29 protein-coding genes are annotated in these 23041 nt (G+C 29.2%); 2 read left to right on the top strand and 27 right to left on the bottom strand.

The genetic code is table 11. The features are described from left to right. Positions 1 to 290 precede the first annotated feature (290 nt). The 8 genes from gpmA to HV819_RS09565 form a co-directional block, all read right to left on the bottom strand. Positions 291 to 980, bottom strand: a complete 690-nt coding sequence (gene gpmA / locus HV819_RS09600) for a 2,3-diphosphoglycerate-dependent phosphoglycerate mutase (RefSeq protein WP_176270076.1) — start codon at positions 978 to 980, stop codon at positions 291 to 293. After that, a complete protein-coding gene (gene mreB, locus HV819_RS09595) occupies positions 980 to 2029 on the bottom strand; it encodes a rod shape-determining protein (RefSeq protein ID WP_154542037.1) in 1050 nt (349 codons plus the stop codon). The genes gpmA and mreB overlap by 1 nt, the downstream gene beginning before the upstream one ends. Before the next feature lie 7 nt (positions 2030 to 2036). Further along, positions 2037 to 3206, bottom strand: coding sequence for a methionine adenosyltransferase (gene metK, locus HV819_RS09590; protein ID WP_154542035.1), 1170 nt, complete (start codon positions 3204 to 3206; stop codon positions 2037 to 2039). An 18-nt stretch (positions 3207 to 3224) separates the two neighbouring features. Next, positions 3225 to 3701: a 2-C-methyl-D-erythritol 2,4-cyclodiphosphate synthase gene (ispF, locus tag HV819_RS09585; RefSeq protein WP_154542033.1), complete on the bottom strand. Its 477-nt coding sequence runs from the start codon at positions 3699 to 3701 to the stop codon at positions 3225 to 3227. 1 nt (position 3702) lies between these two features. Continuing rightward, the gene (gene ispD / locus HV819_RS09580) at positions 3703 to 4392 is read right to left on the bottom strand and encodes a 2-C-methyl-D-erythritol 4-phosphate cytidylyltransferase (RefSeq protein ID WP_154542031.1); all 690 of its coding nucleotides are present in this window, start codon (positions 4390 to 4392) and stop codon (positions 3703 to 3705) included. Between the two features lies 1 nt (position 4393). Continuing rightward, positions 4394 to 5497: a PIN/TRAM domain-containing protein gene (locus tag HV819_RS09575; protein ID WP_176270075.1), complete on the bottom strand. Its 1104-nt coding sequence runs from the start codon at positions 5495 to 5497 to the stop codon at positions 4394 to 4396. A gap of 20 nt (positions 5498 to 5517) precedes the next feature. Beyond that, positions 5518 to 5997: a CarD family transcriptional regulator gene (locus HV819_RS09570; protein ID WP_154542027.1), complete on the bottom strand. Its 480-nt coding sequence runs from the start codon at positions 5995 to 5997 to the stop codon at positions 5518 to 5520. 86 nt (positions 5998 to 6083) lie between these two features. Then, positions 6084 to 7019: a diacylglycerol/lipid kinase family protein gene (locus HV819_RS09565; RefSeq protein WP_176270074.1), complete on the bottom strand. Its 936-nt coding sequence runs from the start codon at positions 7017 to 7019 to the stop codon at positions 6084 to 6086. A 154-nt stretch (positions 7020 to 7173) separates the two neighbouring features. On the opposite strand from HV819_RS09565, the gene HV819_RS09560 reads away from it, so the two are divergent. Next, entirely contained in the window at positions 7174 to 7734 is a 561-nt protein-coding gene (locus tag HV819_RS09560; RefSeq protein ID WP_176270073.1) for an energy-coupled thiamine transporter ThiT, read from the top strand. A gap of 78 nt (positions 7735 to 7812) precedes the next feature. Here HV819_RS09560 and HV819_RS09555 read toward each other — a convergent pair whose 3' ends face one another. The 17 genes from HV819_RS09555 to HV819_RS09485 form a co-directional block, all read right to left on the bottom strand. Continuing rightward, positions 7813 to 8760, bottom strand: a complete 948-nt coding sequence (locus HV819_RS09555; protein ID WP_235942783.1) for an ATP-binding cassette domain-containing protein — start codon at positions 8758 to 8760, stop codon at positions 7813 to 7815. A gap of 8 nt (positions 8761 to 8768) precedes the next feature. Then, entirely contained in the window at positions 8769 to 9155 is a 387-nt protein-coding gene (locus HV819_RS11650) for an ABC transporter transmembrane domain-containing protein (protein WP_235942782.1), read from the bottom strand. Positions 9156 to 9219: 64 nt separating this feature from the next. Next, complete coding sequence (locus HV819_RS09550) at positions 9220 to 9417, bottom strand: hypothetical protein (RefSeq protein ID WP_176270072.1); 198 nt, start codon at positions 9415 to 9417, stop codon at positions 9220 to 9222. A 136-nt stretch (positions 9418 to 9553) separates the two neighbouring features. Beyond that, positions 9554 to 10480 (bottom strand): type I phosphomannose isomerase catalytic subunit, encoded by a 927-nt coding sequence (locus HV819_RS09545; RefSeq protein WP_176270071.1) that lies wholly within the window; start codon positions 10478 to 10480, stop codon positions 9554 to 9556. Positions 10481 to 10554: 74 nt separating this feature from the next. Beyond that, complete coding sequence (locus HV819_RS09540) at positions 10555 to 11370, bottom strand: hypothetical protein (RefSeq protein ID WP_154542017.1); 816 nt, start codon at positions 11368 to 11370, stop codon at positions 10555 to 10557. Beyond that, complete coding sequence (locus HV819_RS09535; protein WP_154542015.1) at positions 11363 to 12052, bottom strand: ABC transporter ATP-binding protein; 690 nt, start codon at positions 12050 to 12052, stop codon at positions 11363 to 11365. The genes HV819_RS09540 and HV819_RS09535 overlap by 8 nt, the downstream gene beginning before the upstream one ends. Beyond that, positions 12053 to 12409, bottom strand: coding sequence for a GntR family transcriptional regulator (locus tag HV819_RS09530; RefSeq protein WP_176270078.1), 357 nt, complete (start codon positions 12407 to 12409; stop codon positions 12053 to 12055). 15 nt (positions 12410 to 12424) lie between these two features. Next, positions 12425 to 12553, bottom strand: coding sequence for a hypothetical protein (locus HV819_RS11755; protein WP_268234531.1), 129 nt, complete (start codon positions 12551 to 12553; stop codon positions 12425 to 12427). A 234-nt stretch (positions 12554 to 12787) separates the two neighbouring features. Next, positions 12788 to 13099: a hypothetical protein gene (locus HV819_RS09525; RefSeq protein ID WP_176270070.1), complete on the bottom strand. Its 312-nt coding sequence runs from the start codon at positions 13097 to 13099 to the stop codon at positions 12788 to 12790. A gap of 10 nt (positions 13100 to 13109) precedes the next feature. Next, complete coding sequence (locus tag HV819_RS09520; RefSeq protein WP_154542011.1) at positions 13110 to 13610, bottom strand: P-loop NTPase family protein; 501 nt, start codon at positions 13608 to 13610, stop codon at positions 13110 to 13112. Further along, the gene (locus HV819_RS09515) at positions 13600 to 14250 is read right to left on the bottom strand and encodes a YveK family protein (protein WP_176270069.1); all 651 of its coding nucleotides are present in this window, start codon (positions 14248 to 14250) and stop codon (positions 13600 to 13602) included. The genes HV819_RS09520 and HV819_RS09515 overlap by 11 nt, the downstream gene beginning before the upstream one ends. An 8-nt stretch (positions 14251 to 14258) precedes the next feature. After that, on the bottom strand, positions 14259 to 15380 hold the full coding sequence (locus HV819_RS09510) for an EpsG family protein (protein ID WP_176270068.1): 1122 nt from the start codon (positions 15378 to 15380) through the stop codon (positions 14259 to 14261). Between the two features lie 676 nt (positions 15381 to 16056). Beyond that, positions 16057 to 17133, bottom strand: coding sequence for an SHOCT-like domain-containing protein (locus HV819_RS09505; RefSeq protein ID WP_154542005.1), 1077 nt, complete (start codon positions 17131 to 17133; stop codon positions 16057 to 16059). Further along, positions 17126 to 17482 carry a DUF2089 domain-containing protein gene (locus HV819_RS09500; protein WP_154542003.1) on the bottom strand — a complete coding sequence of 119 codons (357 nt, stop codon included), beginning with the start codon at positions 17480 to 17482 and terminating at the stop codon, positions 17126 to 17128. Before HV819_RS09500 ends, HV819_RS09505 begins: the two co-directional genes overlap by 8 nt. Positions 17483 to 17827: 345 nt before the next feature. After that, the gene (locus HV819_RS09495; protein WP_176270067.1) at positions 17828 to 18520 is read right to left on the bottom strand and encodes a hypothetical protein; all 693 of its coding nucleotides are present in this window, start codon (positions 18518 to 18520) and stop codon (positions 17828 to 17830) included. 1 nt (position 18521) lies between these two features. Beyond that, positions 18522 to 19523 carry a glycosyltransferase family 4 protein gene (locus tag HV819_RS09490; protein ID WP_176270066.1) on the bottom strand — a complete coding sequence of 334 codons (1002 nt, stop codon included), beginning with the start codon at positions 19521 to 19523 and terminating at the stop codon, positions 18522 to 18524. Beyond that, positions 19524 to 20660 (bottom strand): glycosyltransferase, encoded by a 1137-nt coding sequence (locus tag HV819_RS09485; RefSeq protein ID WP_176270065.1) that lies wholly within the window; start codon positions 20658 to 20660, stop codon positions 19524 to 19526. A 287-nt stretch (positions 20661 to 20947) separates the two neighbouring features. Here HV819_RS09485 and HV819_RS09480 point away from each other — a divergent pair, with 287 nt between their 5' ends. Next, the gene (locus HV819_RS09480; RefSeq protein ID WP_154541995.1) at positions 20948 to 21328 is read left to right on the top strand and encodes an SdpI family protein; all 381 of its coding nucleotides are present in this window, start codon (positions 20948 to 20950) and stop codon (positions 21326 to 21328) included. Positions 21329 to 21368: 40 nt separating this feature from the next. Here the strand turns inward: HV819_RS09480 and HV819_RS09475 are convergent, their stop codons facing one another. Then, a complete protein-coding gene (locus HV819_RS09475; RefSeq protein WP_176270064.1) occupies positions 21369 to 21833 on the bottom strand; it encodes a PTS sugar transporter subunit IIB in 465 nt (154 codons plus the stop codon). 468 nt (positions 21834 to 22301) lie between these two features. Next, complete coding sequence (locus HV819_RS09470) at positions 22302 to 22952, bottom strand: HAD family hydrolase (RefSeq protein ID WP_176270063.1); 651 nt, start codon at positions 22950 to 22952, stop codon at positions 22302 to 22304. Positions 22953 to 23041: the final 89 nt, after the last annotated feature.

The raw sequence follows: 23041 nt of genomic DNA, 5'->3' as shown, positions 1-23041 counted from the left end.
TAAGTTCATTAAAAACTTTTGTTAAGATAGATTTGGCAATTTTATTATCTACAGATTCATTAATTAAATTTTGTATTTCTTCTTGATTAATTGTAAAATGTAATTGGGTCATTTGTTCCTCCTAGTTTAGTTTTGGATTGTTAAAAACATTGTACTAGTTTGGGTTTCAAATGACCTTTTCTTTTTACACCATTATACGGACTCTATCTTTTAATTTGTCTAATACTTTATAATTTTTTATGGACAAAAAAAGACCTCAAAGCGTAGGCTTTGAAGTCTATGATTTAAGTTTATAGATAATATTTTTTAACCACTTTAAGTTCATCATCTAATTCATATACTAAAGGTTGACCTGTTGGAATTTCTAAGTCCATTATGTCATCATCTGATATATTTTCAAGATGTTTTGCCATAGCTCTTAGGCTATTTCCATGAGCTGCAACTAGAACTGTTTTTCCTTCTAAAAGGTCTTTTGCAATAAAGTCTGTGTAAAAAGGTAAGCATCTTTCAAGTGTTACTTTTAAGTTTTCTGCTACTGGAATGATTTCTTGTGGGAAATCTTTAAACCTATCTTCAGCTGCTTGTGCCTTAGCATCTTCATCTGAGAGTGCTGGTGGAAGTGTATCATATGATCTTCTCCAAATGTGTACTTGTTCATTACCATATTTTTCAGCAGTTTCTTTTTTATTTAAGCCTTGAAGGGCTCCGTAGTGACGTTCATTTAGTCTCCAAGATTTAACTTGTGGTACAAAAAGTTGGTCTGAGTATTCAAGAGTATAATTACAGGTTTTAATAGCTCTTTTAAGAATTGATGTATAAGCTATATCAAATTTGATTTCTGCTTCTTTTATTTTTCTTCCTGCTTCTTTTGCCTCTTCTACACCTTTTTCTGAAAGATCTACATCTACCCAACCTGTAAATTTGTTGGCAAGATTCCATTCACTTTGTCCATGTCTTACAAATACTAATTTTTTAGTCATTACCTTCTCCTTAATTTTTCCTTTTTCTCAAGCTGTTTTTGCTTGGCTTTCATTGACTCATTCTTTTCTTCATCGATATTATCAATCCAGGTTAGGGCATTGGCCGTCCCTATTATTACACATTCTTGTGGATTTTTAGCGATTCTAACATCGATTTGGAGTCTTTCTTTTATTCTTTGGCTAAGTCCCAAAGTTAAAGCTCCACCACCTGTCAAGAATATTCCCCTTTCATAAAGGTCTGCTGCAAGTTCAGGCGGAGTTACTTCCAATACTTTCTTTACCCCATTTATTATTTTATCAATCGATGGAAGTAAAGCCCCATAGATTTCTTCTACTGGTATAAATATTTTTGAAGGTAGGCCATCATCCATTAGCCTTCCCCTAACTTCAATGGAGTCTCTAATTTCAGCTCCTTGAGCTTTTATTTTTATTTCTTCTGCACTAGATTCTCCAATAAGCATCCTATACCTATTTCTTATATAGTCTTTTATGTTCTTATCAAAGGTATCCCCTGATATTTCTATGGAATCACTTGTTACAATTTGACCAAGAGAAACAACTGCTATATCAGTCGTTCCCCCACCTATATCTATTACCATATTCCCCTTTTCATCGGCTATGTCTATGTCAGCTCCAAGGGCTGCTGCAAGTGGCTCATCTATGAGGTAAACCCTATGAGCTCCTGCATTCTCTGCTGCTTGAAGAACTGCTCTTTTTTCAATTTGAGTTGCCTTGCTTGGTACACATATCAAAAGATTGGGCTTAAAGAAAGACTTATCTAAGGCTTTTTTAAGAAAATATTTAAGCATTTCTTCTGTAGCATTAAAATCAGCTATTACCCCATTTTTTAGTGGTTTAAGTGCAATTACATTTCCTGGAGTTCTTCCCAAGACCTTCTTTGCTCCAATTCCTACCGAAAGGATTTTTCCGCTTAGAATATCTTTAGCTATTACTGAAGGTTCTTCTAGGCACACTCCCTTATCTTCAACATAAACTAAAACTGATGCCGTCCCTAAGTCTATGGCTACATTTTTTCTAAAACGTGACATATACTACCTACTTCTTTTTAAGTTCTTCAACTTGGTCAAGTTTCTCCCAAGTAAAGTCACTATCATCTCTACCAAAGTGACCATAGGCTGCAGTCTTTTTAAAGATCGGTCTTTGTAGATCAAGTTTATCTATTATAGCTTGTGGTCTAAAGTCAAATACTTCTTTTACTATTTCAGTTAATTTTTCATCATCATATTTTCCACTTCCAAAAGAATCTACATAAATAGAAAGTGGTTTTGCAACTCCTATGGCGTAGGACACTCCTATTTCACATTTTTTGCAAAGTCCTGCTGCTACCATGTTTTTGGCTGCATATCTTGCCATGTAAGCTCCAGATCTGTCTACTTTAGTTGCATCTTTTCCAGAAAATGCTCCACCACCGGTTTTTGAATAACCACCATAAGCATCTACTACTATTTTTCTTCCTGTTAGACCTGAATCTCCCTTTGGTCCACCAATTACAAATTTACCTGTTGGATTTATATAAATTTTGGTATTATCATCTATGTATTTTTCTTCTATTACATAGTCTATAACTTCTTTTTTAATATCTTTTTTGATTTGATCAAGACTTACATCTTCCGAGTGTTGGGTTGAAATCACTATAGAGTCAACTCTTTTTAGAATATCATCATCATATTCTACTGTTACTTGACTTTTTCCATCTGGTCTTAAGTAATCTAGAATTTTTTCTTTTCTAACTTCTGTAAGTCTTTTGGAAAGTTTTTGAGCATAAACTACTGAAAGTGGAAGATATTCTTCTGTCTCATCATCAGCATATCCAAATACCATACCTTGATCTCCTGCCCCTATTTTATCATATTTGTCATTTGTTGACTTATAGTCTTGGGAGTCATCAACTCCTTGGGCAATATCAGGCGATTGTTCTATAAGGGAGGTTAGAACAGCTACATTTTGGTAGTCAAAACCAAGCTTTGGATCATCATATCCTATCTCTTTTATAGTATTTCTTGCAATTTGTTCAATTGGTGCATAAGCATCTGTTGAAATCTCTCCTACTACAAGAACAAGACCTGTCGTAGTTACACACTCACAAGCCACCCTTGAGTTTTTATCTTGCTTTAAGCATTCATCTAATATAGCATCTGAAATTTGGTCGCAAACCTTATCTGGATGACCTTCTGTTACAGATTCTGATGTAATAAGTTTTCTCATTCATATCCTCCTAGTTTCTTAGTCTATTTTTTCTAATAAAACTACAGCTCTAGCCTCAATTCCTTCACCACGACCTGTAAAGGATAGTTTTTCGCTAGTTGAGGCCTTTATAGATACATTTTCTATGTCGGTTTTTAAATGTTTGGCTATCATTTCTTGAATTTCAAGCCTTTTTGGACTAATCTTTGGCATCTCACAAATTATAACTGTATCAATATTCCCAATTTTATAATTTCTTTCTTCCATTAATTCTACCACCCTATCGAGTAAATTGATAGAGTAAATATCCTTATATTTTGGATCTGTATCTGGAAATAAATTGCCTATATCAGCAAGATTCATAGCTCCAAGTATGGCATCCATTATAGCATGAACTAAAACATCTGCATCTGAATGACCCAAAAGTCCATATTCATAGTCAAATTCTATCCCACCAAGTATTAATTTTCTATCCTTAACTAATTTGTGGACATCATATCCTATACCTATTCTCATATTAATCCTTTAAAAATGCTTTGGCAAATACCAAGTCTTCTTGGGTAGTCATTTTTATATTTGAATATTCACCTTCAACTACCTTTATTTTTTCGTCTGTATAGATTTCAAAAAGCTGACTATCATCTGTTATGATAAAATCACTTTCAATATATTTTTCATAAAGAAATAAAATCAATTTTTTATCAAAGGCTTGTGGTGTTTGGACATTGTAGACTTCACTTCTTAAAGGCGTACTTTTAACAAATCCATCACCATCTACAATCTTAACTGTATCCTTTGATTTTACAGAGCTTATTACAGCCTTATAAAACTTCAACTCATCCATTACTCTTTTAAAAAGCTCTTTACTTGCAAAAGGTCTTACCCCATCATGGGTTAAGACCAAATCTATGTCACTTCCTACAGCCTTTAGGCCTTCGTATGTTGAAAGTTCCCTAGTTTCTTTGCCATAAACATAGGTAATCTTCTTATTGTATTTTTTTATAATATCTCTTAAGTAAGTTTCATCTTCTTTTCTAATAACAACAATAATCTCATCAAATTCATCAAAGGATGTTATTGTATCAAGGGTTATTTCAAGAATTTTTCTTCCCCCTATTTCTATATAGGGCTTTGCCCTATCAGACTTCATCCTAAGTCCATTTCCTGCTGCTGTAATTACTGCTGAAATTTTTCTATTTTCTATCATATTATTCCTTTGCCTTTACAAATATCATCTTTCCAGCTGATGTTTGTAGGACGCTTGTTACTGTTGTCCTTATATGTTGACCTATAAGATGTTTTCCATCTTCTACTACAACCATGGTTCCATCTTCTAAATATCCGACCCCTTGGTTTCTTGACTTGCCTTCTTTTATAACTTCAATCTCCATACTTTCTCCAGGTAAAACTTTAGTTTTTAAAGCGTTGGCTAAGTCATTTATATTAAGTACAGTTATGCCTTGAACATCTGCAACCTTATTTAGATTATAGTCGTTGGTAAAAATCTTTGCTCCAGTATCTTGTGCATATTTTAGAAGCTTTGAATCAACTTCCTTTATGTCAGGATAGTCAACTGAGCTTATTTCAAGATTTATATCCCTATCTTTTTTAATCTCTTTTACAACATCAAGACCGCGCCTTCCTCTTTCTCTTTTCAAATCATCGGGACTATCGGCTATGTGTTGGAGCTCTTCTAATACAAATTCTGGAATTACAAGTTTTCCTTCCAAGAAATTTATCTTAATTATATCAAGAATTCTTCCATCTATCAAAACCGAAGTATCTATCACTTTAAGTAGGTTATCTTTACTTATCTCGCTTTGATTGATGCTTTTTGCCTTTGTAAGCTTTACATCCTTTACTTTTTGGAAAAGCTGTGGATACTTATCAGGATACCTTGAAGCAATTCTCCAACCCAAAAGACCAAAACCTACATAAATAATAATAGATAATAGCACAAAAATTGAATTACCAACAATTGGTAATGTTAAAGAGGTTAAGGGTCTTGTTGCAAGAAAGGCTAATATAAGTCCTACTATAAGTCCACTTATCCCAATTGCCACAGTCATAGGTGGCATTTGGTCTAGATACTTTTCTAACTTTTTGAAATTATCTTCCATCTTGGTAAATATTACCCCTGATAAAAAATAAAATAATACTGCAAAAATCAAAGCTCCCAAGACATTTATAGTAATTAAAAAAATAGAACTATCTATTGTAATCGCTACAACAGATAGTATCAATTTTATTACAGATATGCCTAGAATAGCTCCAATTACTGCAAACATAATTCGAAATATTCTATTAAACATTATCTTCTCCTAATTTTGGATTATAGACCAATTGATTCATCAATTATTTTTTCAGCTTCTTTTCTATCTAGAGAACCCGCCATTACAAGCTCGCTTGCCATAATCCTTCTTGCCCTATTTAAAAGTTTCTTCTCAGTTGTAGAAAGTCCCTTTTCATCATCCAAGGCTACTAAATCTCTTACCATATTTGCAATTTTAAATATATCCCCTGTCTTTAGGATTTCTTGATTTTCCCTATATCTAATATTCCAATTAGAATTTAGGTCTTTAGGATCTCCATTTAAAATTGCAAGTACTTCTTCCCCTTCTTTTTTTGATATAACATCCCTGATATTCATATTATTAATATTTGATTTAGGAATAGATATATCCATGTTCCCTATAGGCATTTTGAGTATAAAATACTCCTTTTCTTCACCTAAAAATTCCTTGATTTCTACTGAGTCTATAGTCCCAGCTCCATGCATAGGATAGACTATTTTATCACCTATTTTAAACATTTTGACCTCCTAGGTTCTCTATTATATTATAACCTTTTTTAGTCAAATAGTAAAATTAAATAATTTTACAGTATACTATCCCCAAATTAATTTGTCAATCTTTTTTCTTGATTTGCCTTAATTTTTTCAGAATCCCTTGAAAATCCTGTCCTAAATTTGACCGCCATATTTAAAACTTTGACTTCACTTTTTGTATAAGATCCCCCAAAATCTCCATCAAGAGTCCAGTCAATCTTCTCATCACTTTCAACCTCAAAACTTGAACCTGATCTAAAGATAATATTTTCATTTTCCTTATTAGATCTTAAGCCTTCAATTATAGAATTAAGCTCTAGAAGACCATTTGGTTTTTTCACAAGAACTGATTCAAATATTCCATCATCAAGGCCTATATTTTTTTTGTAGAAGTTATTAAATCCACCTACAGAAACAGAATTTGTTGCCATAAAATGTATAAAGTCACCTTCAAACTCTTCTTCATCTATAGTAATCTTAGCATGATAGGACTTAAGATTTGATACTGTCTTTACCCCTTCAAGTATATAAGCAAATCTTCCAAATATATTTTTCATGGACTGTTCTGTCTCATAGGAAACTTGAGCAAAGGAACCAAATGCTGCAACATAAGTAAAAAACTTTGAATTAAACTTACCTAGGTCTATATCCATAATCTGACCATTTATGGAAAGCTTTGTCGCTTTCTTTATGTCTGTTGGAATATTAAGACTTCTAGAAAAGTCATTAGTAGAACCTGTTGGTATGTATCCTATAATTGAATTTGTATCACTTCTTAAAAGACCTGATACAACCTCATCTAAAGTTCCGTCTCCACCGCTTACAACTATCTCATCAAAAAACTTAGCATATTCTCTTACTTTATATCTTGCATCCCCTTGTTTTTGTGTAGCATAAACTGTTGGCACATAGCCATGTTTACAAAAATAATCCACAATCATGCCAAGCTGTGAGCTGATAGTTTTTTGTCCACTCATTGGATTATATATAAAAAGTATTTTTTTCATTTGTTCCCTCTTTAAGTTCAAGTATTTTGCTTCTTCTAGTTAAACATACTTATACTTTACTAATGTTTTCTTAAGTTTAAAGTATTGAATCTAAGAAATGTTTTTATTCATATATATTTAATGTTATAATGATAACAGAAAAAAGGAGAAAATTATGAAAAAAAAGCATACTAGATTTATAGTAGAGTCTGGAGTATCTATTGCCCTATCATTTATTTTGTCACTTGTACCTGTTTTTAGAATGCCTATGGGAGGTTCTGTAACTTTAGTTTCAAGGCTTCCTATTATAATTTTATCTATAAGATGGGGAATTAAAAAGGGATTTATAGCTGCAGCAGCCCTAGGATTTTTAAATATGACCTTTGGAGGATATGTAATCCATCCTATCCAAGCCATACTTGATTATATTCTATCATTTGCAGCCATAGGACTAAGCGGAATATCGTTTGGAAAAAATGAAAGTAAATTTTCATATGTCCCATCAATTATCCTTTCATATATAATAAGCGGGGCTATGAATGTAATAAGTGCTTTCTTTTTCTTCTATGATATGTCAACAGCAAATGCAGCAGGATTTAAGACATTCCTACCTTACGCACTTGCCTATAACTATTCATTCCTGGCAGCAGATTGCCTTATTTTAATAATTGTTTACTTATTAATCTATGATAGACTAAAATCCTTGTTTCAAAAACAAGACCAAATAAGTAAATAGGAAAAAGTTCTTGCTAAAATAAAGTAAGAGTTTTTATTTTAGGGTAAAGGGACAAAAATGAACGTCCCTTTTGTCCCTTTAAAAAAATTTAAGTTCTTTATTTTCTATTTTTAAACTTTTATCAAAGCTTTGTATGAAGTTTTCATTTTTAGAATTGCTAACATAAATAATAGTTTTATCCTTGATTCTTTTTATAATATCTCCAATTATATTCTCATTTTTTATATCAAGTCCTGATGTTACTTCATCCATTATTAGAATATCTTTATTTTTATAAAGCGCTCTAGCAAGATCAAGTCTTTTTTTCTCACCACCTGATAGTTTGCTATCATCTATTACGATGTCAAGATTTCTATCATCCAATAAATATATTAAACCAACTTTATCAAGTATAGCTTCTGCTCTTTTATAGTCCTTATTTTCATCAAATAAGCTTATATTCTCAATTAAGGACGCATTAAATATAATAGTTTCTTGAGGAATATAATAAATTTTATTATAGTATGATTTTCTATTAATCTTATCTAAACTAGAATCATTTACATAAATATACTTGTTTTTATCCTTAAAAAGTCCTAATATCAGATGAAGAAAAGTGGACTTTCCTGATCCACTATCTCCCAATATAAGATACTTAGTATTGTCTTTAAGCTCTAAATTTAGATTTTTAATTATAAGTCTATCAGAATAATAGATATCTATGTTATCAAAACTTATATAATCTATATAATCTATATGTTTCCCATTTTCATTAAAGTTATCCCTATGAAGGTATTTTATATAATCAAGAAAAATATTTTTTGCAGAAATAATTTCACTATATGTATCTGCAACAGACTGTATAGGTCCTGCTATTGTTGTCATAAGTATTGTCATGGCAATAAGCGAAGGTAAATTTATTAAGTCCTTATATACAAAAATCCCTCCAACAATCCATGTTCCAGAATATAGGATATTGCCAAGTCCATAACTTGTTGCATAAGTCTTTGCAAGAGATGACTCGAATATAATAGACTGATTCTTCAAATTATAAGCTAGTTTTTTAAGTTTATAATAAAAAAATCTCCAAGATTTGAGATTTTTATATAGAACGTATTAGTATTAAACTCATTAAATAAATCTAAATACTTATTCTTAGACTCTATTTCTTTTTCCTTTTTATTAGATAATATTTTTCTAGAAATAAATGGTGATAGAAATAGTATAAAAGATAATATAAGCATTATTAATGTAAGAGTTTTTTCAATATACAAAGCTGATATTAAAGATATTATAAACATAAAAAAATAAAGAATAATAGCAAATATATTATTTAAAAATCCTTTAATAGTCTCTAAATCATTTATCATCTTATTTTTAAATTCATTTCTAAAAGTTAAATTAACATCTGATATAGGCTTAGAATCAACCTTTTTTATCAAATCATTTCTTAAAGAAAATACAATATTATTTGTTAATATAGACCTATATTTTCTAGGAAAATAATCAAAAGATGCTTCCAAAATAAGAAATGGTATGGCAAAAAATAGCAATCTTTATCAATAAGTGAAAGTCCTTATCTAAAGCATAATTAGTAAGATTCTTATATAAAAAAGCAACTCCAGCCGTAAAACTTGCTCCAACAAAACAAATAAGCAAGTATATAAATAGATTTTTTCTAGCTCTAAATATATATTCTTTCATCTTTAACCTCCAATTATTAGGTATTAGAAAGTATTATATAACAATTTTATATTTTCCCAAAATAGTATATAATTATTTATTATTGATAAGTATGAAAAAGCAGATAAGCTTTTTACTTATCTACTTTTCTGATTTTCTATTTAGAAGAAGATTCAACTACTTCAAGATTTCCTTTAAATGTATAATTGTTAACATAATTTGTAAGGATAAAAAAATCTCCCTTCTTTATAGGATAGGTTTTATCGTCTATTATAAGCTCTCCTTTTCCTTTTACTACTGACTCTAGTTGATATTTATCTTCTCTTTTTAGATTTATCTTATCTTTGACATTTATTTTCTTCACCTTAAAATATTCATTTTCAAGTAAAATTTCTACTTCTTTTTCTAAGTCTTCGTGGATTTTTTTACTATCTAAGCACTTTATAGCCTCTTTTGACTTATCTATATGAAGGTCACGAAGATTTCCTTCCTTATCTCTTCTATCATAGTCATAGAGTCTATAGGTTATATCGCTTGCTTGTTGTATTTCAAGGATTAATGATCCCTTTTTTATGGCGTGAACCATGCCAGCATCAACCCTAAAAAAGTCTCCTTTTATATGGTTTTCTTCTTTTAAAAGATCATCCCATCGCCTTTCATCTATTAGTTTTAAGGCTCTTTTTTTATCATCTGTTTTAAGTCCATAAATAATAGATGCCTTATTTTCATTTAGAATATACCAACACTCACTTTTTCCATAAGAATTTTCTTTTTTTGCCATTTTCTCATCTGGATGAACTTGGATTGATAAGTCATCATTTGCATCTATTAGCTTTATGAGAAGGGGAAATTTTTCCTTTTTTTCATTTCCAAAAAGCTCTTTATTGTTTTTATATAAGTCGTTAAGCTTTTCACCCTTATATGCTCCATTTATTACAATTGATGAAAAATCTTTCATTGCTGATATAGCCCAGTATTCTCCTATATTTTCTGAATTAAAGTCATAGGAGAATTCTTTTTTTAGTCTACTTCCACCCCAGATTTTTTCTACAAATTGTCCTTTCAAAAATAATACTTTTTCCATATAACACCTCTTTTTTATTATACTAAAGATGAGAAAAAGCCCAAGCTTTTAAGCTCGGACTTTTATAATAATATTTATGCTACTGTAAGCCTATTTTTGTGGAAGTAGTTAGTTAAAAACATCAATATTCCTATCACTAAAAGATTTAAGGCACTTCCTATTCCCATTATCATTGTTATCGCCTTTATATTTTTAGATAGCTCTATTGCCAATTCTTCATTTTCTATTACAATTCTAGTTGCTGTTTGTGATGTATCTAAGTCAACTATAAAAAATGATCCTATTGTAATTCCTAAAATAGCTAGCACAACAGAGATTATAATAAATACTAGAACCGGTCCAAACTTTCCTAAATTTTTAAATATCTTATCACTTCCTATAGTAATTGATGCAATAAATTTTACAAGACTTCCAATAATCGATGTTATGAAAGCAAATATTGATATAAATATTGAAAATTTAGGCAATGTATTTATTACGTTTTTTATAAGTTCAAACATTTCACTTAAAGCTTCCAAACCTATATTTGTTGTTACTGCAAAAAATATAAGAATTTCTATTATAAGGAGAACTCCTACTAATAAAGACATTATCAAATATGTTAAAAATCTTGATAAAGTAATATCTCCTGATTTTATTGGCAGTACATCATAAAAGGCCGCATTTTCACCATAGAATCTTTTATAGTCATTTAATATTACTATAACCATGGCTATAGCAAAGGACGAATACATGACAAATATTGACAAAACTAGGATAAAATTAATAATTTGTGAATTGAAATATGTATTTATCCTATTTAATAAAATTGACATAAGCATTGGAATTATCATCCATAAGGATATGTCCTTTATATTTTCTTTTAATTGTTGAGATAGTAATTTAGACATTGAAAACCTCCTCGAAATATTCTTCTACTCCCATTTTGTACTTATTTCTCATTTCATCAGTTTTCTCTTCAAGGATAATCTTTCCATCTGAGAGGAATATTACCTTATCTAATAACCTTTCAACTTGACTTATAAGGTGGGTTGATATTATCATAAGTCCATCAGAGTCAAAATTATCTATTATAACATCCATAATCTTCTTACGACTTGCAGGATCTATTCCACTCATAGGTTCATCTAGAAGGTAAATATCTGACTTTCTTGATAAAGATAGACTTATTTGAACCTTATCTTTCATACCTTTGGACATATTTTTAATTTTCATATCCATGGTTAAGTTAAAGTCTTTTATAATTTTCTCAAACTTTTCTTTTGAAAAATCATCAAAAAACTTTTCATATAATTTTAATATCTTCTTTAGTGAATAGTCACTGTCCAAAGGAAGGTGATCAGGTTGGTAGGATACAAATGACTTTGTAAGATAGCTTGGATTTTCTCCATTTATTTTTACATCACCCCTATAATTTTTTTCAAGACCTGCAAGAATTCTTAAAAGTGTAGTCTTTCCTGAACCATTTGGCCCTAAAAGTCCTACAATCTCTCCCTTTTGAAGTCTTAGATTTAAATTATCCAAAACCGGTCTTCCTCCATAATTGATATTTAAATTCTTAATCTCTAACATCTAGTCCTCCCACATATTTTTAATTCCCTCTAGGGCATCATCTTTTGCGATTTTCAAACTTTTAGCACTTGTTATAAAATCATCACAAATTATCTCAAAGGCATTTTTGGATAAGGATTTTATAAGCTTCTCATCTTCTGTAACAAACCTTCCTGCCGTTCTTTGACTATGACAAAGACCATCTCTTTCAAGCTCTTGCAAGGCTCTTTGGACTGTGTTTGGATTTACCTCATATTCTTTTGCTAAGTTTCTTACAGAATCAATTTTTTCTCCAGCCTTCCACTTCCCACTTGAAATTTTTCCTTTGAAGTCTTCAAGTATTTGAATATAGATTGGCCTATCATTATCAAATTCCATCATAAAGCTCCTTTACTATTTTTCTTGGAAGATTCCTATGGCAAGACCAAAAGCCATTCCTAGTAACAAATATGTAGGGATATTTTTCATTAAAGTTTCTATAAGAATTCTTATTCTTATCCCCAAATCCATACCTTCTTCCATACAATTGTCTTCTTTCTTTTTTCCCTTATAGAATCTTTTTGTGTACTTATTAAATAAAATACAAGAGCCATTGATACCGCTATTATAGGAAATAATACATCTATAATTTCCCTATAGTCTTCCGTCTTTTGTATCATTGTATCATTGTTCTACTTCCTTAATACAATGATATTATACATGCTCTCTTCAAATTTTGCAAGTTTTTTTTAAAAAAATAGATAGCAAAGCTTATGCTTAGCTATCTATATCCAAATCTTCAGTTTTCATAAAGGCTTCATTTCCAAAGTAATCTACTCTTATAAAGCCATCTTCAGCTTCAGATAATACTTTTACACTAGATCCTTTTTTTATCTTATCCCACACGCTTTTCTCATCTTTTCTATCATACATAAAGGTATCCTTATTTACCAAATAGAGCCCATCTATTTGAAATTCTTTTTGAGAATTTTTAGACAGGTACTCTTTTTTTGGTTCATTTTCCTTTAAAACTAGGACTTCTTTTTTATCACTACAAGATGATAGTAAAATAATAAGAAAAAAACTCAAGACAATTTTCTTAAATATTGTAGACCACCCCCATTATAGGTGAGCCTAGTCTTTCAAATTCTTTTTTTGCATCTACTACCTTTGATTTACTAGTCTTATTTTCATAAGCAATAAGAATTTTTTCATCATCAAAGGCTGATAAGAGATAAGAAATAGCCTCATCTTTTGACTCATTTATCAAAATAAGGTCAAATTTATTTTTTAAATCAAAAATCAACTTTTTAAATTCATCTGAATTTATAAGGTTTGAAGAATCTTCTGTAAGTGATATATCAATTCTTGCTAGATTATCTTCTTTTTTTATCATGGTAGTATAGTCTGATATAAAATAATTATCCATATCTGTAAAGTTCAAATAAACTGTGTTTTTAATCTTTGCACACTCTTTTGCAATTTTAATTACTATATCAGAACTTTCTACTTCATCAAAGCTTATAAAACCAATAGTTTTTTTGGAATCCGATGCAAGCTTTATTGCGATTTTTTGATAGTTTAATTTGTTATTTTTCATCTATGACTCCTAAGATTTCTATACCTATATTATCAAAAAATAGTTTAGACTTAACTTTTCCTTGGAAAAATTCCTTAGTAACCACTGCTAAAAGAGACAAAACAAAAGCAAATACCGCCAAAAATACAGCTTTCTTTATAGCCTCTCCTAGACCGTCCTCTCTTATATTTACATTTTGTATATATTCAACATTGTCTTTTCCTACATATTCTTTTATATCTTGTCTAAATTGTTCAATTATGGCTTGTAAAACTTCACCTGTATATTTTTCCCCTTTTGCCTTATATTCAAAAGTAATAATTCCTGCTTGGGAATTTAGATTGGTTTTCAGGCTCTTTTTAATAGATTCAGCTTCATCTTCTATACCTAGATTTTCCTTAACTTTCATATAAAGGTCATTTGAGCTTAAAAATTCTTGATAAATATTTGAAATCTTTTCATTAAGCATTAAGGAGTTGTATGTTATATCTTCTCCCTTATTTTCTGAAACCATTACCGCAGCTTCTGCAGTATAAGAGTCCTTTATCTTATTTCTAGTATAAAAAAATCCAAAAACTCCTAAGGCTAATGTTACAATTATTACATATTTTATATTATTTTTTATTATATTTCCTATCTCGGATGATCTAATCTTTTCCATAATCCCTCCTAGTTTGTAAGTGATAGTATAGCTTGTTCATTTGTAAAGAAAAATCCATAGCTTGGCGCATTCACCATAAGAAAAACCGCATAAGGCAGGATATATACAAAAATTGACAAGTATACTAAAAAGTATGTGTATTGGTCATATATTTTTATTTTCTTTAAAAGCATAGGTATGTAAAGCATTTGGAATATCGTAAAAAAGTTCGAAAACCTGAAAGCTATGGCTGTTGATGATCTAAAAGTCAATAGCACAACAGCACAAAACCATATAGCTTTTATGCTTGCATCTTCAATTGTAAATTTCTTTATTTCATTTCTATTATAATAAATTATGCTTGTTAAAAATAAGAAAATAGCAAACAAAATCCTCGGATCTATAAAGGACATTTCCTTTGCAAATCTTCCCTGAAAGGTATAGGTTAAAATCTTTGCATTCATCCTACCCATACCAATGTTTTCTAAAATTTGTGAAGTAATCCCTAATAATTGTTTACTAAAGATAGAGACAAGAAGACTAAGGCCTAAGGCAAATACCTTGAAAGCATGAGAGAAGTCTATGTGCAAGATTAGAAAGAAAGGTATAAGTATAACTGTACTTTTGTGAAAAGACATGGCAAAAAGCAAAAAGAATATGGATTTTATATACTTTTTATTAACCATCATATAGACACTCATCATACCAAGTCCAATGGCCGACGCAGTCCTTGAAGTCTGCATATCGAATTGGATAAAAATCGGCATAAAAATAAGGGCTGACAAAAATGGATTATCACTTTCTTTTATAATCACATAGGTTGTTGGTACAATCGATAATACATTCATAAGTATTATTATAGCCTGTCTTGATATACCTAAAAGGTTGAAAATATAGGCAAATACCCTAAAACCTATCTCAACAGGATATGAAGACTGAAAAATTTTAGAAAAATCTGTACCAATATCCCTTGCAAAATAAAGATAATTGTAGTAGTCAGAATCCCCTGTTCCCCTAAGGGCAGAAAATATTAAAAATACTGAAAACATAAGGATTATAGCTATATTTCTTTCCTTTTTCTTATCAAAACTTATCATAGAATTTATTGCATAAAGGACTAATTGAATAGTCGTAAACATTAAAAATCCCATTTTAACTCCTTTTAAATATTATATCATAAAAAGAGTAGAAAAATATATTAAGAAAAACATCTAGAAAATAAAATTTTTAGGCTATAGAAGATTTTACCTAAACTTTACAAGTTCTTTCTTTGGTTTAAATATAAGTCCTTTATTATATAGGTGTAAGAAAAAATTCAAAGAAAATATTTAAGAACTATAAGTGGCTCTCTTCCTTATTAAATTAAACTTTATTTTTTCTTTAATAGAAGTATTAGATTTTAAAATCCCTCAAATTATCAAATATTTCAAATTTTAGCTAGCTTATTCAAAAAGCTTATAACTAAAAAACTAAGCTTTACTAGCAAGAAGGGGATGTTGCAAAATTATGAATTTCTAATGTTTTATCATTAAAATTACTCATAGACAATTTTAGAATAGCTTCCAAAACATGGAGGACAATGTCATGGATGATCTTGTAATGATTTTAAAACAATCAATTCATTCTGCAACAACCCCTTTTATTTTTATAAAAAAAGAGCTGTTGCATAATAATAAAGTTCCTCTTTGTATCATTCAAGTTACTCATAGACAGTTCGAGAAACAAGCTTTTTGGCTTGTCAAATCCAAATTGTCTTAAAAGAAACTTGCAATAATTTTACAAAGATTAATTCATTATGCAACAGCTCTTATTATTTAAGATACATTCTTATTGTATAGATGCTGAGCCAAATCTTGTTGTTACCTCTATGTCAAGATCTGCAATCTCAGGATTAGTTGATACCTCATATCCACCATTTTTTTGTAATTTATTTTTAAACTTTTCTGAAATATGGTAGGATGGAGCATTTAAGAATGCCTTGATTTCTTTATCTACATTTTCAGTATCAATTGTTACTGAGCCAAATTGGGTCCTTATTTTAATATCTTTAGAATCACCAAGCTTAGAAAATTTTACACTACCCACATTAGTTGAAGCGTTTAGTGTATCTATATTAAATCCATCACTTCTTATAGCACCATTTATAACTTCAATATTTGCCACATCTCCAGATACATTTGTAAGATATATTGGTCCATTTACATTATTTATATTAAGATTTCCATTTGTATTTCTTAATTCAATCTTTCCATTTGTATTATCTATTTCAACATTTCCTGAAGAGTTTATTATAGTAGTCTTAACATTTGTTGTAGAGATTATATTTTCTCTAAAATCAACATCACAAATTTCAACATCACCATTTACAAGATTTATATAAAGCTTATCGTAGATATTCTTACCTAAGTAAAGTTTTATTTCAGGTCTTGCATTAAGTGTTTTATAAGTTTCATTTAGCTTAATTTCAAGTCTATCATCAACAACATCTATAGAAAGATAGTCTTTTTCTACATCTTCCTTATTTTTGAAAAATACCTTTTGATCTACTATAATTGAGCTTTCTTGGCTTCTTTCAATTTCAAAAGATCCGTTTGTAATATCAAGCGAAATTTCATTGATATCATCATCAATCTTTATTTGACTTTCCTTTGCAGTAGCATTAATATTAAACAAATTTGATGGGATATTTAAATCATTAATATCAAAATCTATATCAATATTTGATAATTTTTCACTTGTTTTTTTCATAATACTTTCAAATGATTGGGAAAGCTTGTTGATAAAATTATCGTCATTATTTTTATTTTTATCTTTTCCAACAGCTTCTAGTAGGTCGCTAGCTTGTTCAACTGTAATCTTACCTTCTTTAAGCATATCTAAAATCATTTTCTTTTCTTCATTCATCTTTTAACTCCTTTAAAAGTTCACTCGCTTGATCTGGAGAAATCTCTCCATTGTCAAGCATATTCAAAATCTCAATCCTAGATTCTCTCTTATCAATCTTTCCACCAAGTTTTTTAACTATTTTATCTATTCTATTTCTGACAGTTGGATAAGAAATACCAAGTATTTCACCCACATCTTTTATACTTCCACGTTTTTGTAAAAAAATTTCGATAAATTCCAAATCTTCACTATCAAGCCTTTGAAACTTACCCATCTCAAACTCTCCTCTTACTTCAGTAAGGCAGGTATTACATTTATATGATGTGATAACCAAGTCGTCACCACAATTAGGACATTTATTAATCAAAGCTAGCCTCCTTTATAAGATAAGTATACCTGCTTTTTAATTTTTGTAAAGTTTTATATTAATATTTTTAATATTTGATTTTAATTTATTAATTAAATTGATATTGTTTTTTAAAATTCTTATTCTAGAATACAAGACTTTTTATTTTAATTTTAAGGTGAATTTTTATTTTGTATTATAAAGTTATCTTAAATAAACTTTGCTTCTTCAATTTATGGAAAGAAAATGAGTACAAGTAAAATCACAGCTTCCTCAGTCCCATTGTATAAAACATAAATTTAAATATAAAAAAAGATGGCTTTCACCATCAAAATTAAAGATTAATATTAGATTTTTAAGGAAAAATCATACTAATTCTTTTATCCAATAAGCCTTAAGAGACCTTATTATCCATATAATAGTATTTATTACAAGTGCTAGGTTAAAAGCAAAATTAAGTAAAATTAACAAGGCATACAAGTCTACATTCTCCACTATCCTAAAAGGATTTGTAATTGATATGAATGATGAAATCAAAAATATCAAAATCCATTTTATGCTCGTTTTTAGATTTTCATTAAAGTCTACAAAAACAAAGTTCTTGTTTTTGTATCTTTTATTGAAGTAGTTTCTTCTTTTTTTGTGTTCTTCTCTGCCTTCTCTATCATTTTGAATAAGACTTGAGTAATAAAATACATTATCCTCATAGGAAGATGAGTATTTTCTGAGTTTTTGACATTCCTTTTTTGAAAAGTCTATATCAAGAATTCTTTTTGTTATATTTGCTTTGGACTTATAAGAAATTCTTTTTTCTCTTATATTTTTTAATATTTCTACATCTTTTTCATTTTCTATCATTTTTAGAGTATCTTCTTCATACTTGTTTATAATTTTTCTTGATAAAAAATAAAAAGACACTAAAAGAAATATTACTATAAGTTGACCTAGCAAAAGTAGAATAAAGCTATTTACACTTATACTTGTGATAGCTATCATAACTAGGCTTGGTAATAATATTATAATTAAAGCGTAAATTATAAATTTTATTATGCTTCTCATTTTATTCTCTTTCTAACAAGTCCTCATAAATTTCCTTAAGCCTAATACCTATCTTTTTTAATGATTTTTCTTCAGCCTTTTTATAACCTTCTTCTTTTAGGCTTGGAAGTTGAGCTTCTAGGATTTTTATAGACTTTTCTTCAAATTCATCTATCGTTTTTGCCTTATATATTTCTTTACCATCTATTAGATTTTCATATATTTCTATATCTCTAATTAAAATATCTGTTTTCATAGCAAGGGCTTCAAGCAGAACTATACCTTCTGTTTCTTCATGGGTTGGAAATATATAAAGATCAGAGCCGCTGTAGGCTTGTCTTAAATCATCTTGTTTTACATAACCTGGAAAGTGTAGGTTTTTTAAATCTGTCTTTACAGCTCTTTTTATATTTTCTGGGACAAGATTTAAATTGAGTTCACCAAACCAAACAAATTCATATTGTGGTAGTCTTTTGGCAAGTTCAACAAAGTCAAGGATTCCTTTTCTATATATAAAAAGTCCTACAGATATAATTGACTTTTTATTTTTATCAAGTCCATATTTTTTGTAGAAATTTTCCCTATCTCCATCTTTTTTTTTCCAAAAATCAAGATCTATCCCATTTGATACAACTTTTATCTCTCTATCTAACTTATATCCTTCAAGTATTTTTCTTGAATAGTCAGTAGGAGTAAGGATTATATCCCCCTTTCTATAGGAATATACAAGCCAATTTTTAAAAATCGGAGCTATCTGATTTGAAAACTTAAAAGAATTTTTAAAATCCTCCTTGGTTGAGTGAGCATGATAAACTATTTTCTTCCCGTCTTTTTTTGCCTTATCAGCAAAAAGGACAGATTTTGGAAAAACTGTATTTATGTGACATATATCATATTCATCATTTTTATCAAGACTAAAATCAACATCTGCAAGCTTAAGGGCTTTTATCTGGTGATCTATAGCCTTTCCTACTCCTGATTCTTTTACTGTATCATAATCATCAAAATATATTAGTACTTTCATTTATTTTTCTTTCTCTAGTGCTTTTTCATATAGTTTTTCGCACTTATTACCAAAAGATTTCACAGAAAACTTCTCTAAAGCATATTCTCTTGCATTTTTGCTAAGTTTTTTATTTAAGTCTTCATCTCCTAGGACTTCTTTTACATATTTTTCAAATTCATTGAAATTTTCATATTGATATCCGTTAAATCCATCTATTATTACCTCTTTAAGGCACAAATCTTTCCTACAAATTGCAGCTATCCCATTACTTAAAGCCTCATAGTAGGTTAGTCCTTGGGTTTCTGAACTACTTGCTGATACAAAAAGATCTGCCATCCTATAGTATTCATTTACTTCTTCTGACTTAACCATACCCTTAAAGTCTATCTTTTTATCAAATTGTTTAGCATATGATTTAAGATTATTTAGGTAAGGACCTCCACCTACTAGGATAAATTCTAAATTTTTTATATCAAGCTTTTGGTAATATCTTATAAGCTCTTCTATATTTTTCTCTTCAGCAAGCCTTCCCAAATAGAGGATTACCTTGGCACTTTCGTCTATATTATGAATCTTTCTACAGTTTTTCTTATCTAGAAGTTCATCTGGCATGTGGATTCCTGTAGGTATAACTACGATTTTTTCTTTTTCTATTGTATATCTTTCTAAGATTTTTTCAGTCTTTATACTTGGAGCTATTAAAAAGTCTGTCCTATCAGCTATGGCCTTTGAGAATACTGAGATAACTTTTTTACCTACTTTTTTTGAAGGTGAGAAATAGTGGGTGTAGTCTTCATATATGGTGTGATAGGTATGAATTAAAGGGCATGACGCCTTTTTTGCTATCCTGACTGCCATCATAAAGGTTGAGAACTCACACTGACTGTGGATTATATCTGGTTTCCATTTTTTAAGCTCTATTATATATTTGTTTCTTAAAGTGGCTGAAATTCTTGCTTCCGGATAAATTTTTCCAGCCCCCAACGACCCTATATAGTAAATATTATCTTTTCTATAGCTTTCAGTCGAATTAGAGAGGGTTAGCACTTTTACATCATGGCCTTGATTTTCCAGATATTCTTTTAGGTTTAATATGGATCTTACCACACCATTTATAACTGGATAATACCAATCCGATGTTATTAAAATTTTCATTTTATCACCTCTTTATCTTAGCTTATAACATAATTTTATAAATTATATAAAGCCTTATTATTATTTTAGACAATAAGTAAAAATTTTTCAATTTTTACTGTAATGAATTTTTTATCTTAACTTACAAGCAAATTTCAAGCAAATTAGTTAAGATAATTTTATAATAAGACTATTTTTTCTTTTGTTAAAGTAATGAAAATTCTACTCTTTTAAAACTTATATTAATAGACCATTTTTATAAATAGAGTATACTAGACTATATGTATATAAAATAGGAGAGTGATTATTTGGGGAGTTTAATAGTTGGAAATATTATGCTTTTATTTTTCTCAATTTATATAGGAGTATTTTTTAGAAAATTTTATACATCTTATCCAAAAATGAAAGTAGGTTTTCATATTTGGGAAGTATGCTATAGTAAAGAAACATGGAATTATGGCAATAAGTTTGCAGGTAAAGTTTCAATTATCCTAGGTATTGTAATTTTCGGACTTATTTATCCTTGTTTTTTATACCTAAGACTTTATAAGAATATACTTATATTTAATAGAAATCTGCTTATATTTATTTTTATAGTTCTAATAGTTATTTATCTTGTACTTTTACTTCAAATAGTAAGATGGCATATGAGAAAAAAATTTAATTTAAGAGATGAAAAGGAAGATTAAAAATAAAAAAAGCTAGCCTTACTTTTTTTGTAATGTTAGCTTAAATTATAAATAAATTATTAATATTTCTTTTACTTGAATAAGGATTTTCTTGAATCAAGATATCCTTGCCTTCTTTTGTCATTTCATTTAAAAACTCCAAGTCTTTTCTATCAACATAAAAATCTTCAGAAAGAGCTTTTAGACCTTTTTGAAATTCCTTTTGACCTAAGGCTATTAGGTCTATTTTTATACCTAAGCTTATTAGTTTTTCCACATCTTTAACAGTAGATACAAAAATAAGTGTTCTTGTTGAGTCTTCTTCTAAAATCGCATTTTCTAAATCTTTATGCTCTAAAAATATGACCCTTATCCCCTTATCAATTTCTAACCTAATTAGTTTCTTTTCAAGATTTAATCTAGAGAGTTTGTCATTTAATACAATTACCTTATCAACCTTCAAAAAATTGGCCCAACTAGATACGATATTAGGATCTCTAAGTCTGTCATCTATCCTTACAATCATCTTATATTCCTTTCTTTATTCGCTTTAAGTATACCAAAAAAACATAGAAAATCAAGTGAAAACAAGAAAAAGCACTGAAATTTCAATGCCTTTTCCCTATATTTTTATGAAAACACTTTTGACTTTCTCTATATATTTTAATCTTGCAAGTGAAAGCAATCTCTCCTCTTATACCTATTTCTTAGCTTTGATGAGAAAGAATATCCTATTTCTTTAAGAAATTTAAAAACTCAATCGATTCCTCATCTTAATTCTCATAACATATAAAAGAGTGATTATAAGGATGATTTATATATACATCTTATCCCATTAGATAACAACATTGCAGTTGCATTAATAAATTCTATAAAATACATAAAATGTCTAATGCAAATCTCTATATATTAAAGAATCCTATTTATCATCATGTTTGCAAGCTTATGGATCTATCATTTAAGTCAGATAATATCTAACACTATAGATTAAAAACTATACTCTTCTTACCTTGCTTATTTCTGTTGGGCTATCTATAAGAAGGTCTGGATTATAACTTAGAAGAAAATCCTTATCCCTAAATCCCCAAGAGCAGCCTACTGTAAATACCCCAGCATTTTTCCCACATTCTATATCAACTTCACTATCCCCAAAATAAATAATATCAGTAAAGTCAACACCAAATCTTTCCTTTATTATAAACATACCCTCAGGCGAAGGTTTTCTTTTTATATCTTCCCTATAGCCCAAAACATAGTCAAAATATCCTCTACCAAAAATCTCTTCTATAACCTTTTTACAAGTAGAATCTGGCTTATTAGAAAAGGCTACAATAATCTCCCCACTTTCTTTAAGCTTATTAAGTTGATCTACAATCCCATCATAAGGTTTTGTTAGGTAGGATGGATTAGAATCGTACTTTTTATTGTAATGATTTAGAATCTCAAGTCTTTTCTCTACATTATTTTCAAAATTTATATAATCTAGGCTCTTATTTATCAATACAACAGGACCATTTCCAACAAACTCTCTAATCTTTTCTTTAGGAAGCCCCTCTAATCCAAAATCTTTTAAAGATTCATTTATATTATAGGCTATGGAATCAATTGTATATAACAATGTTCCATCTATATCAAAAATATACATTTTATCTCCTTAATATCTTTGTTTAAATTTCAATAATAAAAAACCAGTATTACTATACCACTTATCCATGGTATAATAAAAGAAATACT

It is taken from the genome of Anaerococcus faecalis (assembly GCF_013371425.1).
Taxonomy (GTDB): domain Bacteria; phylum Bacillota; class Clostridia; order Tissierellales; family Peptoniphilaceae; genus Anaerococcus; species Anaerococcus porci.
The sequence above is the reverse complement of the archived record's forward strand: the minus strand, read 5'-3'. Positions and strand labels throughout refer to the sequence as shown.

Coding starts and splice junctions, on each gene's coding strand:
- HV819_RS09515 (WP_176270069.1), bottom strand. CDS start 14,250: ATGGAAAAGATTAGATCATCCGAGATAGGAAATATAATAAAAAATAAT.
- HV819_RS09470 (WP_176270063.1), bottom strand. CDS start 22,952: ATGTATATTTTTGATATAGATGGAACATTGTTATATACAATTGATTCC.
- HV819_RS09495 (WP_176270067.1), bottom strand. CDS start 18,520: ATGAGAAGCATAATAAAATTTATAATTTACGCTTTAATTATAATATTA.
- HV819_RS09510 (WP_176270068.1), bottom strand. CDS start 15,380: ATGGGATTTTTAATGTTTACGACTATTCAATTAGTCCTTTATGCAATA.
- ispF (WP_154542033.1), bottom strand. CDS start 3,701: ATGAGAATAGGTATAGGATATGATGTCCACAAATTAGTTAAGGATAGA.
- HV819_RS09505 (WP_154542005.1), bottom strand. CDS start 17,133: ATGAATGAAGAAAAGAAAATGATTTTAGATATGCTTAAAGAAGGTAAG.
- HV819_RS09485 (WP_176270065.1), bottom strand. CDS start 20,660: ATGAAAATTTTAATAACATCGGATTGGTATTATCCAGTTATAAATGGT.
- HV819_RS09565 (WP_176270074.1), bottom strand. CDS start 7,019: ATGAAAAAAATACTTTTTATATATAATCCAATGAGTGGACAAAAAACT.
- ispD (WP_154542031.1), bottom strand. CDS start 4,392: ATGATAGAAAATAGAAAAATTTCAGCAGTAATTACAGCAGCAGGAAAT.
- HV819_RS09540 (WP_154542017.1), bottom strand. CDS start 11,370: ATGTCTAAATTACTATCTCAACAATTAAAAGAAAATATAAAGGACATA.
- HV819_RS09550 (WP_176270072.1), bottom strand. CDS start 9,417: ATGAAAGAATATATATTTAGAGCTAGAAAAAATCTATTTATATACTTG.
- HV819_RS09530 (WP_176270078.1), bottom strand. CDS start 12,409: ATGGAATTTGATAATGATAGGCCAATCTATATTCAAATACTTGAAGAC.
- HV819_RS09575 (WP_176270075.1), bottom strand. CDS start 5,497: ATGTTTAATAGAATATTTCGAATTATGTTTGCAGTAATTGGAGCTATT.
- HV819_RS09490 (WP_176270066.1), bottom strand. CDS start 19,523: ATGAAAGTACTAATATATTTTGATGATTATGATACAGTAAAAGAATCA.
- HV819_RS11755 (WP_268234531.1), bottom strand. CDS start 12,553: ATGGAAGAAGGTATGGATTTGGGGATAAGAATAAGAATTCTTATAGAA.
- HV819_RS09475 (WP_176270064.1), bottom strand. CDS start 21,833: ATGATTGTAAGGATAGATGACAGACTTAGAGATCCTAATATCGTATCT.
- metK (WP_154542035.1), bottom strand. CDS start 3,206: ATGAGAAAACTTATTACATCAGAATCTGTAACAGAAGGTCATCCAGAT.
- mreB (WP_154542037.1), bottom strand. CDS start 2,029: ATGTCACGTTTTAGAAAAAATGTAGCCATAGACTTAGGGACGGCATCA.
- HV819_RS09560 (WP_176270073.1), top strand. CDS start 7,174: ATGAAAAAAAAGCATACTAGATTTATAGTAGAGTCTGGAGTATCTATT.
- gpmA (WP_176270076.1), bottom strand. CDS start 980: ATGACTAAAAAATTAGTATTTGTAAGACATGGACAAAGTGAATGGAAT.
- HV819_RS09520 (WP_154542011.1), bottom strand. CDS start 13,610: ATGAAAAATAACAAATTAAACTATCAAAAAATCGCAATAAAGCTTGCA.
- HV819_RS09535 (WP_154542015.1), bottom strand. CDS start 12,052: ATGTTAGAGATTAAGAATTTAAATATCAATTATGGAGGAAGACCGGTT.
- HV819_RS09570 (WP_154542027.1), bottom strand. CDS start 5,997: ATGTTTAAAATAGGTGATAAAATAGTCTATCCTATGCATGGAGCTGGG.
- HV819_RS09545 (WP_176270071.1), bottom strand. CDS start 10,480: ATGGAAAAAGTATTATTTTTGAAAGGACAATTTGTAGAAAAAATCTGG.